The sequence below is a fragment of the Paraburkholderia sabiae genome (assembly GCF_030412785.1).
Lineage (GTDB): Bacteria > Pseudomonadota > Gammaproteobacteria > Burkholderiales > Burkholderiaceae > Paraburkholderia > Paraburkholderia sabiae.
Genome location: NZ_CP125296.1, coordinates 803,255 through 817,573 on the forward strand (window position 1 = coordinate 803,255; position 14,319 = coordinate 817,573).

The 14,319-nt window shown below is 64.8% G+C and carries 12 protein-coding genes; 3 read left to right on the top strand and 9 right to left on the bottom strand.

What is annotated here, in order from left to right; all coding sequences use genetic code 11:
* Positions 1–81 precede the first annotated feature (81 nt).
* Entirely contained in the window at positions 82–882 is an 801-nt protein-coding gene (locus QEN71_RS33355) for a PhzF family phenazine biosynthesis protein (RefSeq protein ID WP_201647405.1), read from the top strand.
* On the opposite strand, the gene QEN71_RS33360 is transcribed toward QEN71_RS33355, so the two are convergent.
* The 3 genes from QEN71_RS33360 to QEN71_RS33370 all read right to left on the bottom strand — a co-directional run bounded on the left by QEN71_RS33360 (position 879) and on the right by QEN71_RS33370 (position 3,210).
* Positions 879–2,150, bottom strand: coding sequence for an RNA polymerase sigma factor (locus QEN71_RS33360; protein WP_201647406.1), 1,272 nt, complete (start codon positions 2,148–2,150; stop codon positions 879–881). The genes QEN71_RS33355 and QEN71_RS33360 overlap by 4 nt on opposite strands.
* The gene (locus tag QEN71_RS33365) at positions 2,147–2,518 is read right to left on the bottom strand and encodes a YciI family protein (RefSeq protein WP_035541086.1); all 372 of its coding nucleotides are present in this window, start codon (positions 2,516–2,518) and stop codon (positions 2,147–2,149) included. Before QEN71_RS33365 ends, QEN71_RS33360 begins: the two co-directional genes overlap by 4 nt.
* Positions 2,519–2,640: 122 nt before the next feature.
* The gene (locus QEN71_RS33370; RefSeq protein WP_201647407.1) at positions 2,641–3,210 is read right to left on the bottom strand and encodes a helix-turn-helix domain-containing protein; all 570 of its coding nucleotides are present in this window, start codon (positions 3,208–3,210) and stop codon (positions 2,641–2,643) included.
* 47 nt (positions 3,211–3,257) lie between these two features.
* Here QEN71_RS33370 and QEN71_RS33375 point away from each other — a divergent pair, with 47 nt between their 5' ends.
* Positions 3,258–3,782, top strand: a complete 525-nt coding sequence (locus tag QEN71_RS33375) for a GNAT family N-acetyltransferase (protein ID WP_201647408.1) — start codon at positions 3,258–3,260, stop codon at positions 3,780–3,782.
* A 51-nt stretch (positions 3,783–3,833) separates the two neighbouring features.
* Here the strand turns inward: QEN71_RS33375 and QEN71_RS33380 are convergent, their stop codons facing one another.
* The 3 genes from QEN71_RS33380 to QEN71_RS33390 all read right to left on the bottom strand — a co-directional run bounded on the left by QEN71_RS33380 (position 3,834) and on the right by QEN71_RS33390 (position 6,301).
* Positions 3,834–4,130: a hypothetical protein gene (locus tag QEN71_RS33380; protein WP_201647409.1), complete on the bottom strand. Its 297-nt coding sequence runs from the start codon at positions 4,128–4,130 to the stop codon at positions 3,834–3,836.
* 124 nt (positions 4,131–4,254) lie between these two features.
* Positions 4,255–5,307: a hypothetical protein gene (locus QEN71_RS33385; RefSeq protein ID WP_201647410.1), complete on the bottom strand. Its 1,053-nt coding sequence runs from the start codon at positions 5,305–5,307 to the stop codon at positions 4,255–4,257.
* Between the two features lie 247 nt (positions 5,308–5,554).
* A complete protein-coding gene (locus QEN71_RS33390; RefSeq protein WP_201647411.1) occupies positions 5,555–6,301 on the bottom strand; it encodes an SDR family NAD(P)-dependent oxidoreductase in 747 nt (248 codons plus the stop codon).
* Positions 6,302–6,533: 232 nt separating this feature from the next.
* On the opposite strand from QEN71_RS33390, the gene QEN71_RS33395 reads away from it, so the two are divergent.
* Positions 6,534–8,837: an FdhF/YdeP family oxidoreductase gene (locus tag QEN71_RS33395; protein WP_201648077.1), complete on the top strand. Its 2,304-nt coding sequence runs from the start codon at positions 6,534–6,536 to the stop codon at positions 8,835–8,837.
* A gap of 34 nt (positions 8,838–8,871) precedes the next feature.
* Here QEN71_RS33395 and QEN71_RS33400 read toward each other — a convergent pair whose 3' ends face one another.
* The 3 genes from QEN71_RS33400 to QEN71_RS33410 all read right to left on the bottom strand — a co-directional run bounded on the left by QEN71_RS33400 (position 8,872) and on the right by QEN71_RS33410 (position 14,274).
* Entirely contained in the window at positions 8,872–9,513 is a 642-nt protein-coding gene (locus QEN71_RS33400) for a helix-turn-helix domain-containing protein (RefSeq protein WP_201647412.1), read from the bottom strand.
* Complete coding sequence (locus tag QEN71_RS33405; RefSeq protein ID WP_201647413.1) at positions 9,500–10,084, bottom strand: efflux RND transporter periplasmic adaptor subunit; 585 nt, start codon at positions 10,082–10,084, stop codon at positions 9,500–9,502. The genes QEN71_RS33400 and QEN71_RS33405 overlap by 14 nt, the downstream gene beginning before the upstream one ends.
* Positions 10,085–10,197: 113 nt before the next feature.
* Complete coding sequence (locus tag QEN71_RS33410) at positions 10,198–14,274, bottom strand: CheR family methyltransferase (RefSeq protein ID WP_201647414.1); 4,077 nt, start codon at positions 14,272–14,274, stop codon at positions 10,198–10,200.
* Positions 14,275–14,319: the final 45 nt, after the last annotated feature.

Consider the following 14,319-nt stretch of genomic DNA (forward strand, 5'->3'; position numbering starts at 1 on the left):
ATCGGCTGCCTTCAGGATAGAGTACGGGATATTTCGCGCTCCCCGCAATCCGACCGCAATCCAACAGCAATCCAATCGACCATGAAAACCCATCGCATGCTGTGCTTCGGCCGTCACGACGAAAGCGGCAACGCGGCGCTCGTTGTCGAAGCATCGACACTCGCCGAACAGGAACGGCTGATGTTCGCTCGACAGCAGGACGCCAGCGCGACCGTGTTCATCGATGCGAACACGGCGGGCGATATGCAACTCGATTTCTACTACCCGCACGCGCGCAGCCCGCTATGCCTCCATGCGACCCTCGCGGCAAGCGCGGTGTTCTTTGAGCGCAACCCGCAGACGTCAAAGGTCCGGTTCGTGACGGGCATGCATCGGCAGACGCTCGACGTCGAGCGAATCGACGGGCTTATTTTCGTCGGCGTCAAAGCGCAGCGTTGCCCGGATCTGGCCGTCGATATCGCCGAAGTGGCTCAACTGCTTCGAATCGAAACGCGTGAGCTGAAGAGCGTGCCGCGACTCGCATCGGTTGGCAGCGCGAAGCTGCTGGTCGAGGTCGACGAGCCGTCCGTGCTCGCTGCACTGAACCCCGATCTGCACGGTATTTCGAACTGGAGCCGCGAGCACGGCGTGTCGGGCATGTACGCGTATTGCCGCGTCGATGACGACGTCTATGCGGGCCGCAATTTCAATCACCTGGAGCCGCGTTTCGAAGATGCCGCGACGGGTGTGGCGGCGGGCGCGCTTGCGTTGTCGCTGGAGAGAAGCATCACGCTGCTGCAAGGCGACGCGCTCGGCCAGCCGTGCACGCTGCTGGCGCGCTATATGGACGGCGCTGTGCAAATCGGCGGCAGGGCAGTCAGACGCGAGACCAGCCCGGTTTAATCTCGGCCATTAGCCGACGACAACGCCAGCCGCTTGCGCTGCAAAAACCGTCGCACAGCCGGATCGCGTTCGAGGCCGATCGCGAGATCGTAGGCGCCAAGCGCTTCCGCCGTCGCGCCCGCTCGCGCGAGCAGATCGGCGCGCGCCGCCCAGTACGGCTGATAGTCGGCGAGACGCGGATCGTCCGCATACGGCGCAAGCGCATCGAGCGCCGCTTGCGGACCGTCACGCTCCGCCAGCGCGAGCGCGCGGTTCACGGCAACCACAGGCGATGCCGCAATCGCGAGCAATGCATCGTAGAGTTGCACGACCTCGTCCCAGTTCGGACGACGCGTGCGGCAGCGATACACATGCGCCGACTGCAACGCCGCTTCAAGCTGAAACCGCCCAATCGCATTGAACGCGTTTGCGCGCCTCAGCAACGCATCGGCGGCGTCGATCATCGGCGCGTTCCACGTCGACGGATCCTGCGCCGACAGCGGCACATAGTCACCCGCTGCATCGCGACGTGCGTCGCAACGCGCTTGCGCATACAGCATCAACGCGAGCAGACCGAGCGTCTCGGGTTCATCGGGCAGCAGTTCGACGAGCAGATGCGCGAGAAACAACGCTTCGCCCGTCAGATCGCGCCGCTCCGTATCGCCGCCGACAGGATCGGTCCAGCCTTCCGCGTACGCTGCATAGACGGCTTCGAGCACGGCGGCCAGCCGGTCGGGCCATTCTTCGCGCTCGGGCACGCTGAACGGAATGCCCGCTTCGCGAATCTTGTTCTTGGCCCGCACGAGGCGCTTGCCCATTGCGGCCGGCGAGGTCAGGAACGCGGACGCAATCGTCTTCGCTTCGAGTCCGAGCACGACCTGCAGCATCAGTGGCGTGCGGATCGCGGCGTCGAGTGCAGGGTGCGTGCACGCGAACAGCAGTGCGAGCCGCCGGTCGGGCAACGCGCCGGCGTCGTGTTCGTCGATCTCGTCGGTGAGAATCGCCAGCTGGTTCGCGACGTCGTCGCCGATGCGTCGATGACGCGCGCCGTCGATCGCCCGGCGGCGCGCGACCGTCATCAGCCACGCTTCGGGATTCGCGGGACAGCCGCGCGCGGGCCAGTCGGCGAGCGCGGCTGCGAAGGCGTCGGCGAGTGCGTCTTCGGCGGCGGCGATGTCGCGCGTGCGCATCGCCAGCAGCGCGACGAGCTTGCCGTAACTGCGGCGCGCGACGGCCTCGGCGATCGCCTGCGCGGCGCCGTCAGCGTCGCGGCCGCCGGACGGGTTCATGCACCGGAAGGCGCGTCGTAAGGAGCCGTCCACACCGGGCGCACTTCCATCGCGCCGTGCGCCGCGCCGGGACAGCGCGACGCCCACGCGATCGCCGCGTCCAGGTTCGGCACGTCGATCAGGTAGTAGCCGGCAAGCTGTTCCTTCGAATCGGAGAACGGACCGTCGAGCACTTGCGGCTTGGTATCGACGAGGCGCACCGTGGTAGCCGAGTTCGACTGTTGCAGCCGGTTCGCGCCGACCAGCGCGCCCGCTTTTTTCAGCGATTCGGTGTACGCCTGATACGCCGCGACGCCTTGCTGCCGCTCGCTGTCCGTCATCTGGCTCCAGCGCGTTTCCTCGGAATAGATCATCAACAGATATTGCATATGAGCCTCCGTCATGGGGTTGAGGCGGGCGTTTGAATCGATCGAATCGGCCCGTCATCACATTGACGCTCGGGCCGCATGCTGACGGACAGGCGGCGTCGAAAAAAGTGCGCGCCGCGCGCTCAGGCCTTGCGCACGAGCACCACAGCGTACTTGCAGGTCCGCGCGCTTTCGTTCTTGAAAACGCAATCGCCCGGCGGGCCGAGTTCGAGGCAATCGCCCGCGCCCAGTTCATGCCGTTCGCCGCCTTCGATGAACACCAGTTCGCCGTCCAGCACCCAGATTAGCTGTTGCGAGTGCAGATACGCCGACGCGGGCATCGGAATTTCCGTCGACGGCGGCAAGTCGATCTCGACCAGATTCAGTGGCGACGCCGATTTCGGCGACACATGACGCCGCACGTAGCCGCTTTGCGGATCGACCCATAGCGGCTGATCGGCGAGCCGCAGCAGGCGTCCGTCTTCGAGTTCCGCGAGCGCCATCAGCGCCGACATGCTCATGCCGAACGCGCCCGCGAGCTTCGCCAGCAGGGACGCGGTCGGGCTGCTTTCGCCGCGCTCGACCTTGTGCACCATCGCCCGCGATACGCCGGATTTTTCTGCGAGACTGGTCAGCGACCAGCCGCGGCTTTCCCGCTCGGCACGAATACGGGCGCCGATACGCAGATCCACATTGTCTATTATATTGTCCATTGGTTATACTATAGTGGACGAATCAGGCGCTATCAAGGAGTCATCAAATGCACATTCGCGATGCAGGTCCGGAGCACATCGAAGGTATCACGGCCATCTACAACGACGCCGTCGCGCACACCACCGCGATCTGGAACGACCAGACCGTCGATCACGCGAACCGCACCGCCTGGCTGGCCGACCGGCACAAGGCCGGCTATCCCGTGCTGGTTGCCGTCGACGAGCAGGACGCCGTGCTCGGCTATGCGTCGTTCGGCGACTGGCGCGCGTTCGATGGCTACCGGCACACTGTCGAGCATTCGGTGTATGTGCGCGGCGACCAGCGCGGCAAGGGACTCGGGCGTTTGCTGATGCAGGCGCTGATCGTCCGGGCGCAGTCGATCGGCAAACACGTGATGGTGGCGGGCATCGAAGCCAATAACGCGGATTCGATCCGGCTGCACGAGAAGCTCGGTTTCGAGCAGGTCGGGCTTCTGAAGGAAGTGGGCATGAAGTTCGGCACGTGGCTCGACCTGGCCTTCATGCAGCTGAAGCTCGATAACCGTTCGTCGCCTGACGCGGCGAAGGCGTGACGGAAGCGTGACGATGGTGCCGCGCAGGATCGGCGGCCTGACGCTCGCGTCTTACGCGAGCGTCAGCGTCTCGACATGGAAGCGCTCATGCGTGACTGGCGCGCTTTCCGCCGCGATGTCCTCGACCATGCGGGTGAGGCGCACCTTGTCGTCCTGGTACAGATCGGAATTCATGCGGCCCGCGAGCAGCATCCACAGGAACAGCGCCTCGTTCGCGGCTGCCGTGAAAAACAGCCGCTCCTTCTCCTCCAGCCGCGAACGCTTTTTACTCGCGGCTTTCACATGGCCGGCAATGCGCTTTTCCATCACCAGCGTCAGCGATTCATAGTCGATGCAATCTGCGTTCATAGCCGTTTTCGTCCCCAATCTTGCAGTCGCCGCAATGATAGGGGCGAAAACCGTCATGGCTTGACAGTGCGTCTCACTTTGTTTCGCATGACGAGCAGAGCGAAGCGGATCGCGTGGCGCGCCCTCAGTGCCCGCGAAACAGGTCCTTGTTTTCCGCTGAGCGCAGCGAGACAGGGGTTTCGGCTTGCGGGCGAGGCTGTGCCGCCGCGGACGCCATGACCATCGCTGACGTGTCCGACAGCGCTGCCACGTTCTCTCGCGGCACTGCAGCCGCTGCTACCGTTCTTGCGGGTGGCCGCGCGGTCGGCGGTGGCTCGTGAACCACACGGTCTTCCTGCCGCACGTTCGAACCTTGCGACGAACCCAGCGAAGCCAACGAAACGCCCGCCGGTGCCGGGCCAGTGCGACGCGTCTTTGGCGCAGGCGCAGACATTGGCGAGGTCACAGCCACTGACGGCGCCGCGCGTGCGCGGGTTGGCGTCGTGCTCGCGACTTCCTGAGTGATTTTCGGCGCCTGTCGCGCCAGAACAGGAGTGGCAACCGCATCGCCACGCTTGATCGGGGGCTTTGCGGCGGCGGTCGGCGGCGCGTCGATGGAGGCTCGGGCTGGCTCGGGTGACTTGTTGCTCGCAACGACGGCCACGCTGGGCGCGCTTGCCGCATGACTCAGCTTCGTACCCACCGGCGCGATGCTGCTGGCTGCGACGGGAATCTGCGGCGTATCGATCACAGGGCGGGGCGCTTGCGCCACCTCGACGGGCGGTATCGTCGGCGCGGGCGGCTCATGCCGCGCGGCAGGACGCGGCTCTTCGTGCCTGGTGAGCCGTTGCATCTCGCTCTTCATGGCTTCCCGTTGATCCAGGATCGCGAAGGTGCCGTACGCAGCCGCCAGGCCGAACAGGACGATCGCCACACCCGCGCTCAGGCTCCAGTCCGGCATGCCCATGTCGCTGACCTGCGCGATCTGTCGGGGTTTGGAGCGCACGCGCACGATCACGAGCGGACGCGTGACATCGTTCGCGCGCTTCGAAGTCTTCCTGGGCGCTTCGGACGCGGCGGGCGGCGACGACGCGTGTTCGTCGAGCGGCTGCGCGGGATCGCCTTCTGTGGGCTGGGTGCCTGGCGCTTCCGCAGACGCCTCGCTCGACGTCGCAAGACGTTTGCGAATGATGCCCATAGTCGATGTCCCCCTGCCGCTGGCGCGTTGCGTTCTTTTCCTTGTCACCGGCAGGAGGGCATCCTCCGGCGCATTGCACGCCGCCGCCGTTTCTTTCTACAGGCCGTGCGCGGCGGCGCGCTCAGACGCATTCTTCGGCAAGGCGGCGGGTTCGTATGTTAGTCGGGGCACAAACATCGCTTTCGACGCAATCTTGCGAGAATCGCTCTCAAAACCGCCAGCAGAAGCCACCCCAGAAAACGCCCGCCTAGATAAAGCTGGCGCCGCCGTTCACGGAGATCGTCTGGCCGGTGATGAACGCATTGCCGACCACCATCAGCACGGCCTGCGCGATTTCCTCCGTTTCGCCGAGTCGTCCCACGGGCAGGCGGTCCGCGACATTGGCCGCCTTGAGCGGGCCGGCCATGTCGGTATCGATCGGGCCGGGCGCGACGGCGTTGACGGTGATGCCCTCGCGCGCGACCTTCGACGCATAGCCGCGCGTGAGACCTTCGAGGCCCGCTTTCGACGCGTTGTAGTGAATGCCGACCAGCCCCGGACCGCGCGCAGCCGCCGACGACACATTGACGATGCGCCCCCAGCGTCGCGAGCGCATGCCCGGCAACACGGCCTGCGTGCAGAGAAACGCCGACTTCAGGTTGACGGCGAGCGTGCGGTCGAACTCGACTTCGGTGAGATGGTCGATGTCGACGAACGTGGCCGTGCCTGCATTGTTGACGAGCACATCGACGGGGCCCAGCTGTTGTTCGATTGCTTCGATCAGCGCCGTCACGTCGGCCGCCACGGAGACGTCGGCGCGCACCGCAAGCGCGCGTCCGCCTGCACGTTCGATTTCCGCGACCACATTGGCCGCTTCGTTCTCGCTGTGCAGATAGTTGACGGCGACGGCGGCGCCCGTCGACGCGAGCGCAATCGACGTCGCGCGTCCGATTCCGCGCGAGCCGCCCGTCACGAGGGCGACGCGGTCAGTCAGGATGGGCATGAGAGCGGGCATGATGAACTCCTTTCGTATCGTGCGATTCGCACGCGCGGTTGTGTTCGTCGACGGCTCGACAGCTCGATAGATCGACATCAATAAGCAGATGCTAGTCCGCTTCGCCGACGCGCACGTCCGCCGATGCAATACGCCAAACGTTCGCCGGGAGCGATTAGCGTGCCACGCCTCGAAAGAATCGCAAGGCACACCGGATGCTTGCCTCGTCTGCGTGAAATTCAGGGAGCGCATGATGAGCACGGTGCACAAGAAGACAGACGCGTATCAGCACGCAAGCGGCGGATGGGGTTCCGTCAAGGCCGTCGCGGGCGCCTTGATGCACGAAGGCGCGCCCGTCACGACGAGCCGCGTGCTGGTGCATCAGAACAAGACTGACGGCTTCATGTGCGTCAGCTGTTCGTGGGCCAAGCCGGCGCATTCGCATCCGTTCGAGTTCTGCGAGAGCGGCGCGAAGGCGACGGCGTGGGATATGACCTCGCGCCGCGTCGATCCCGAGTTCTTCGCCGGACACACGTTGAGCGAACTCGAAACGTGGCACGACCACGATCTCGAAGAAGCGGGCCGTCTGTGCGCACCGATGCGCTGGGACGCCGCCACCGACAAATACGTCGAAACCACCTGGGAACACGCGTTCGGCGAGATCGGCCGCGAACTGCGCGCGCTCGATCCCGATTCCGTCGTGTTCTACACATCGGGACGGGCGTCGCTGGAAACGTCGTACATGTACCAGCTTTTCGCGCGCATGTACGGCACCAACAATCTGCCCGACAGTTCGAACATGTGTCACGAGAGCACGAGCGTGGGACTCACGGAGGCGATCGGCGTGGGCGTCGGCACGATCACGCTCGACGACTTCAAGGCGACCGATCTGATGTTCTTCTTCGGCCAGAACGTCGGCACCAACAGTCCGCGCATGCTGCACGATCTGCAGGAAGCGCGCGAACGCGGCGTGCCTATCATCACGTTCAATCCGTTACGCGAACCGGGGCTCGTCAGTTTCGTCAATCCGCAGTCGCCGGCGCAGATGGTCAAGCCGGGCGAAACGCAGATCAGCACGCAGTATCACCAGGTGCGAGCGGGCGGCGACTCGGCGGCGATCGCGGGCATCTGCAAGGCCGTGATCGAAGCGGATGATCAGGCGAAGGCGGAAGGGCGCGAACGCATCGTCGACGTGGCCTTCATCGACGAACATACGACGGGCTTCGACGCGTTCGCCGACTACGTCCGCGCGACCGGCTGGGAAGAGATCGAGCAGATGAGCGGGCTGCCGCGCGCCGCGCTGATCGAGGCCGCCGACGAGTACATGCGCGCGAAAGCCGTGATCGCGCACTACGGCATGGGTCTCACGCAGCATCGGATGGGCGTGCAGAACGTGCGCATGATCGTGAATCTGCTGCTGTTGCGCGGCAATATCGGCAAGCCCGGCGCGGGACCGTCGCCGATCCGTGGACATTCGAACGTGCAGGGACAGCGCACCGTCGGCATCACCGAAAAGCCAAAGCTCGCGCCGCTCGACAAGCTCGCCGAGCAATATCGTTTCGAGCCGCCGCGCGAAACGGGCATGTCGACCGTCGATGCGTGCAAGGGCGTGATCGACGGGCGCGTGCGCGCCGTCATGCAGTTGGGCGGCAACCTCGTGCGCTCGGTGCCGGACCGTTACGCGATCGAGCCCGCGTGGCGCAAGCTGCGTCTCACGGTGAACGTGGCGACCAAGCTCAACCGGAGTCATCTCGTGCATGGCGAGGTGTCGTATCTGCTGCCGTGCCTGAGCCGTATCGAGATCGACGTGCGCGGCGGCAAGCGGCAGGCCGTCGCGATGGAGGACAGCACGGGCTGCATGCATGGCTCGCGCGGCGTCGCGCTGCCCGCCAGCGACCGGCTGCTGTCCGAACAGGCGATCGTCGCGGGCATCGCGATGGCGACACTCGATCAGTCTTCCGTCGACTGGCAGGCGTGGAGCGACGACTATGCGCTGGTGCGCGACGCGATCGCCGAAACCTATCCGGACATCTTTCACGACTTCAACGCGCGTCTCTGGACGCCGGGCGGTTTTCATCGGCCGCTCGCCGCGCGCGAGCGGAAATGGAAGACGAAGAGCGGCAAAGCGGAATTCGCCGTGCCCGAGAGCTTGAACGAAGACCCTGACATGCCGGAGCGCAGTTCAAGCGACCTGCGCCTCTTCACGCTACGCAGCGACAGCCAGTTCAACACGACGATCTACCGGCACGACGACCGGTTTCGCGGCATCAGCGGCACGCGGATGGTGGTGTTGATGAACCCGGTGGACATCGCGCGTCACGGGCTCGATCCCGGTATGTCGGTTTCGCTCGAAGCGGTTTCGCCCGATGGCGTGAAGCGGCAGGTCGATGGCTTCACGGTCGTCAGCTACGATGTGCCCGTCGGCTGCGCGGCGGGCTACTACCCGGAATGCAATCCGCTGATCCCGCTTTCGCATCACGCGAAAGAGAGCAAGGTGCCCGCGGCGAAGTCGGTTCCCGTGCGGGTGGTTCGCGAGCCGGAGATGCAGCAGGGCTGAGCGTGAGTGCGGCAGGTATGCGTGAGTTGAGGCGTCACTCGTCCTGCAACTGGATGGCGGCCGCGGCCCGCACGCGCATGACCGTCTGACGCGACGTGCCGAACCGGCGCGCAACCTCACTGACGGACAGCCCTTTGCCGAGGAATCGCACGATCCGCTCCTGATCCGTGCGCGACAGCGAAGCGGGTCTGCCCGTCGGACGCCCGCTTTCGCGCGCCGATTTCAGGCTGTTCGTGCTGCGTTCGCTGCGCGCCGACGTCTCCATGCGGATGATCGCCCGAAGCGTCCTGACCGCCTGCGGCTCGGGACGCCGCGTGAGTTCGGCGCCGCCCAGTTCGACGCAGCGCACGGAAATCCTGGCCTTCCGGCACAGCATCAAGGTCGACAGCACGTCGCGCGCATTGCAGCCGAGCGACGCGAGTTCCAGCACGACGAGCGCATCGTCGGGTGCGATGCGCCGCAGCAATCCGTTCAGTTCGACACGATCCACAGCCGGCACGAAAGGCGGAAAGTGATCGACGGCGACGCGACTGAGCACGACGGTAAAGCCGGCGCGATCGAGATCGATCAGTTCCTGTTCGGGGAACTGGCGAGTGTGCGGGTTGTTGATGTAGAAGTAGGTCTTTTGCGCGGGAACGTCCGGCAACTGCGGCGCAATCGCTTTATTCGTAGCCATTGCCGAGGATTCCCTGCTGGATGATGGTTTCGATCGAAGCGGGTTTCTCCAGCACGGCGTCGAAGCCGTCCCAGTTGTGGAGCAGCAGCGAGGGTGGAACCATCGCGATCATGCGCGTGGATGGGCTGGCCCTGAGCCGTTTGATGGCTTGCGCGTCGGCGGGAACCGGCCGGCGCTCGAAATCGGCGATGACGGCGGAAGCCGGTTCGATCGTCCGCTCGTCGTCCGACGGATAGCGCGACATCACGGTCGCCCTGAAACCGCGCAGGCGCAGCAGCAGCGCGATCGATTCCGCGACGTGCGCATTGCCTTCCAGCACCACGACAAGCCGGTTCATGTAATGACTATAGCTGTCCGCAATCGCCGCGCTGCGCAACGCGGCTTCGCTGCTCAGCCACAGCAGCCGGGCCTCGTCATAGACGACGCGCGCCGATTGGAGCGCCTCTTCGTCTGCATCCGGTTTGCTTGCCAGCGTCTGCAGACGCAACTGGGCCGTTTCGAGCCGCCTGAACGCTGCATCGAACTGCGCCTTTGCCTGTCCGACGGGATCGTTGCCGCTATCGTTCGCCACCGCTTGCCTCCTTGACTCTCCTTGCACGGCTGCCCGCGATTCAGCACGGGCAGCCGGATACGTCGTCGATTGCAGAGAACACGACCGTCGCGGCGATATCGTTCGCGTGGTCGCTATGTTCGCAGTCGCGAGAACACATGCAACAGATCCTCGAGCATGACGGGCTTTTTCAGGTGCGCGTCGAAGCCCGCGTTTTCCGCCATCTTCACATCGGCTTCCTGGCCGAAGCCGCTGAGCGCGATGCAGAGCACGGATTTCAGATTGGGCTCGCCGCGCAGCTTGCCGACGAACTCGAAGCCGTCCATGCCGTGCATGCCGATATCCGACAGCACGACATCGGGGACGTCGCCGTCGAGCATGGCCAGCGCCTCTTCGCCGCTCGTCGCGGTCTGCACGATCGCGCCTTCGCTTTCGAGTAACAGCCGGAAGGTTTCGACGGTTGCCGCGTCGTCGTCGACCATCAGCACGCGCACGCCCTGCAGCGAATCCGCCGCGTGGCCGTCGATGTTCGCATAGCCGAGCGGGCGATGCGTCGGCAGCGTGACCGTGAAGATCGAACCGCGGCCCACGCCTTCCGATTCGGCCCGCACCGCGCCGCCATGCAGATTGACGAGATCCCTGACCAGCGCGAGGCCGATGCCGAGGCCCGCGCGGCGCGCCATGGGATCGCGGCTTTGCTGGAACATCTCGAAGATATGCGGCAGCAGCGACGGCTCGATGCCGTTACCCGTGTCCGTCACGCGCAGCACGGCTTCGGCGTATTCGTTGACGTGCAGTGAGACGTCGATCGAACCGCGGGTCGTGAACTTCAGCGCGTTGCTGACCAGATTCCAGACGATCTGCTCGACCCGCGTGAGATCGGCGTGAACGATGACGGGCGATTCGGCCATCGTGACATTGAACGCGATGCCGCGTTGCCGCGCGTCGTCCTGAACCGCGTTGCAGACGCGCTGCACGACCTCGCGCATATCGACGATGGTGCGCACCACCGACAGCTTGCCCGTACGCACGCGCGAAATGTCGAGCAGATCGTCGATGATCTGCGCCTGGCCGATCACCGTGCGGCGGATCGTGTCGGCGGCACGCGAAATGTTCAGGCTCTGGCGCGTTTCCGGCGCGCGCGCGATCAGTTCCGCGCTGGCGGAAATGAGATTGAGCGGATGCTTCAGTTCGTGCGACACGACAGCGAGGAATTCGTCGCGACGTCGTTGCGCGTCACGCTCGGTGGCGGCGCGCAGCAGTTCGCCCTGCGTGCCGCGCTCGGCCGTCGCGTGGGTGAATTCGCCGAGATCGCGCGCGATCTTCGCAAAGCCGCTGACGCCCGCTTCGTCCAGACGCGACAGCACGCCGCTCGCGAAGAAGCGCGTGCCGTCCTTGCGCACGTGCCAGCGCTCTTCTTCCGTGCGGCCGTTCAGGCGCGCTTCGGCGAATTCCTGCTGCGCGATGTTGCTGGAGCGGTCTTCTTCGGTGGACAGGATATCGGCGGACTGGCCGATCATTTCCGCTTCGGTGTAGCCGAAGATCCGCTCGGCGCCCGCGTTCCAGCTGGTCACGAGGCCTTCGTCGTCGAACGTGATGATCGCGTAGTCCTTGGTGCCTTCCGCGACGATGCGCATGCGCCGCTCGCCTTCGCGCAGACGGTCTTCCGCCTGGCGGCGGCCCGTGATGTCGATGAACGAGAGCACCGCGCCGTCGATCCGGTCTTCCGTCGTGCGATAAGGCACGAAGCGCGCGAGATACCAGCGGCCGTCGTTGCTCTTCAGTTCGCGCTCGATCAGGCGTAGCGAGTCGAACGCTTCCGCTGCGTCGTCGGCGAGCTTGTCGTATTCGAGCCGGTGCGTGATGTCGAGCAGCGAGCGGCCGATATCCGACGGAATGATGCTGAACACGTCCGTTGCGCGCGGCGTGTAACGCTTGATGCAGATATTGCGGTCGACGAAGATCGTGCCGATGTCGTTCGCGGCGATGAGGTTCTGCAAGTCGTCGTTGATCTTGCCCGTTTCCTCGACCTTCGACTTGAGTTCCGCGTTGACCGTGGTGAGTTCTTCGTTGATCGACTGAAGTTCTTCCTTGCTCGTTTCGAGTTCTTCCGTCGCCGAGCGCAGTTCTTCGTTGATTGCCTGCAGTTCTTCGTTGGATGCCTTCAGTTCTTCCGTCGACGTTTCCGATTGTTCGATGGTCGACTGCAGCTGTTCCTTCGTGCGCTGCAGCTCGCGTTCGAGCTGGCTGATGATCGGGTCTTTCTGCGCATCGGAGGCCGACGTTTCCGAGCCGCCCATGCTGTCTTCGACTTCGTCGAACAGCACCAGCACGAAGTCCGCGTTCGCCTCGGGATCGTGCACCGGGCGCGCTGTCATATTGACGAAATACGAGCGGCCTTCGCGCTCGATCCTTACGCGCCGCGCCTCGACGCTGCGATTCGTGTGCAGCGCCTGATAGATCGCCGTGCGCAATTCGAGCCGAAGTTCGGCGCGCACGACGGCCACGATGTTGTGCGACGGTTCGCCGCCCGAATACTGCAGGAAGCGGCCCGCGCGATCGGACAGATGAACGATTTCGGAGTCGCGGCTCACGAGCACGCTAGGCGGCGCGTATTGCTCGACAAGACGCTGATGCAGATCGCCGAACGAGAAGCGGCGCCGTCCCGGCGGCTGCACCGTCGCGACGATGGGCCGCGTGCTCGCCATGCCCGAAATGGCGACGGGCACGGGCGTATCGCCGCGCACGGCCATGTTCGCGCGATAGATGCGGTTGCGCTTGTCGATGACGCTGAACATCGAACTGACGCTGTCCGCCGATTCCGAGCTGCCGAGAAACAGCACACCGCCCGGACGCAGCGCGAAGTGGAACATCTTGAGAATTTCGATCTGCGCTTCGCGGTCGAGATAGATCAGCAGATTGCGGCAGCAGATCAGGTCGAGCCGCGAGAACGGCGGATCGCTCAGGACGTTGTGATGCGCGAACAGCATGTGCTCGCGCAGTTCCTTCTTCACGCGGTAATGCGCGGCGTCCTTCGAGAAGAACTGGCGCACGCGCGACGTGGTGACGTCGGCGAGAATCGAGTCGGGAAAGAGGCCCGTGCGGGCGAACGAAATGGCGCGTTCGTCGATGTCGGTGGCGAACACCTGGAACGAAATGCCTTCCGCCGACTTGAGCGAACGCTCCTGCAGAAGCATGGCGAGCGAATAGGCTTCTTCGCCCGTCGCGCAGCCGACCGACCACGTGCGGATCCGGTCCTGCTCGCCGCGCCCTTCGAAGAGCTGCGGCAGCACTTCGCGTTCGAGCACGTCGAAGGCTTCCTTGTCGCGGAAGAAGTTGGTCACGCTGATCAGCATGTCCTGCAGCAGCGCCTGGGTTTCGTCCGGATGCAGATGCAGGTGGTCGCGATAGGCCTGCAGGTCGGTGATGCCGTTGACCTGCAGACGCCGCTCGATGCGGCGCAGGACGGTGGCCCGCTTGTAATGCCGGAAGTCGTGACCCGTGCGCGTGCGCAGAATCACCATGATTTCGCGCAGCGCGCGTTCGGCGGACTCGTTGGTGAGTGCGGGTTCGCGCTCGTCGCTATCGGCGATGGGCAGATGGATTTCCTTCGCCGTCACCCACAGATCGAGCAGACGCTGCGGCATCTCGGCCGCCGTCAGCACGAAGTCGACCATGCCCGTCGCGATCGCGCTGCGCGGCATGCTGTCGTATTCGGCTTCGGCGGGATCCTGCGCGAGCGTGATCCCGCCCATCTCCTTGACGCGCGACAGCCCGACCGAGCCGTCCGAACCCGCGCCCGACAGCACGACGCCGATTGCGCGTTCGCGGTGAACCTCGGCGAGCGTGCGGAAGAACAGATCGATGGCCGCGCGGCGGCCGTCTTCCGGCTGCTTGGGCGCGACGCGCAGATAGTCGTCGACCATCGTCAGCTCGAGCGAAGGCGCGATCAGATAGACGTGGTCGGGTTCGATGGGGGTGGCGCTGGTGACTTCCAGCACAGGCATGTCGGTGGCCTTCTGGAGCAGCGAGGCCAGATTGCTTTCGTGATCGGGCGCCAGATGGACGATCACCACGAAGGCCATCGACGTGTGGGCGGGCAACGCTTCGAAGAACTCCCGGAGTGCGCTCAGTCCACCCGCAGAGGCTCCAATACCGACGATCGGGAAATTGGCCTGGCTGGGCAGTGTCTGTGCACGTTTTTTCGGCATGGCCGCATGTCCATTAGAGAATAGGGATCGCCGCCGGTGGCGGGC

Excerpts from the sequence above, each read along its gene's own strand:
- QEN71_RS33400 (WP_201647412.1), bottom strand. The coding sequence starts at position 9,513 with ATGGCTACGAATAAAGCGATTGCGCCGCAGTTGCCGGACGTTCCCGCG.
- QEN71_RS33370 (WP_201647407.1), bottom strand. The coding sequence starts at position 3,210 with ATGGACAATATAATAGACAATGTGGATCTGCGTATCGGCGCCCGTATT.
- QEN71_RS33390 (WP_201647411.1), bottom strand. The coding sequence starts at position 6,301 with ATGCCCGCTCTCATGCCCATCCTGACTGACCGCGTCGCCCTCGTGACG.
- QEN71_RS33380 (WP_201647409.1), bottom strand. The coding sequence starts at position 4,130 with ATGAACGCAGATTGCATCGACTATGAATCGCTGACGCTGGTGATGGAA.
- QEN71_RS33375 (WP_201647408.1), top strand. The coding sequence starts at position 3,258 with ATGCACATTCGCGATGCAGGTCCGGAGCACATCGAAGGTATCACGGCC.
- QEN71_RS33360 (WP_201647406.1), bottom strand. The coding sequence starts at position 2,150 with ATGAACCCGTCCGGCGGCCGCGACGCTGACGGCGCCGCGCAGGCGATC.
- QEN71_RS33365 (WP_035541086.1), bottom strand. The coding sequence starts at position 2,518 with ATGCAATATCTGTTGATGATCTATTCCGAGGAAACGCGCTGGAGCCAG.
- QEN71_RS33385 (WP_201647410.1), bottom strand. The coding sequence starts at position 5,307 with ATGGGCATCATTCGCAAACGTCTTGCGACGTCGAGCGAGGCGTCTGCG.
- QEN71_RS33355 (WP_201647405.1), top strand. The coding sequence starts at position 82 with ATGAAAACCCATCGCATGCTGTGCTTCGGCCGTCACGACGAAAGCGGC.
- QEN71_RS33410 (WP_201647414.1), bottom strand. The coding sequence starts at position 14,274 with ATGCCGAAAAAACGTGCACAGACACTGCCCAGCCAGGCCAATTTCCCG.
- QEN71_RS33395 (WP_201648077.1), top strand. The coding sequence starts at position 6,534 with ATGAGCACGGTGCACAAGAAGACAGACGCGTATCAGCACGCAAGCGGC.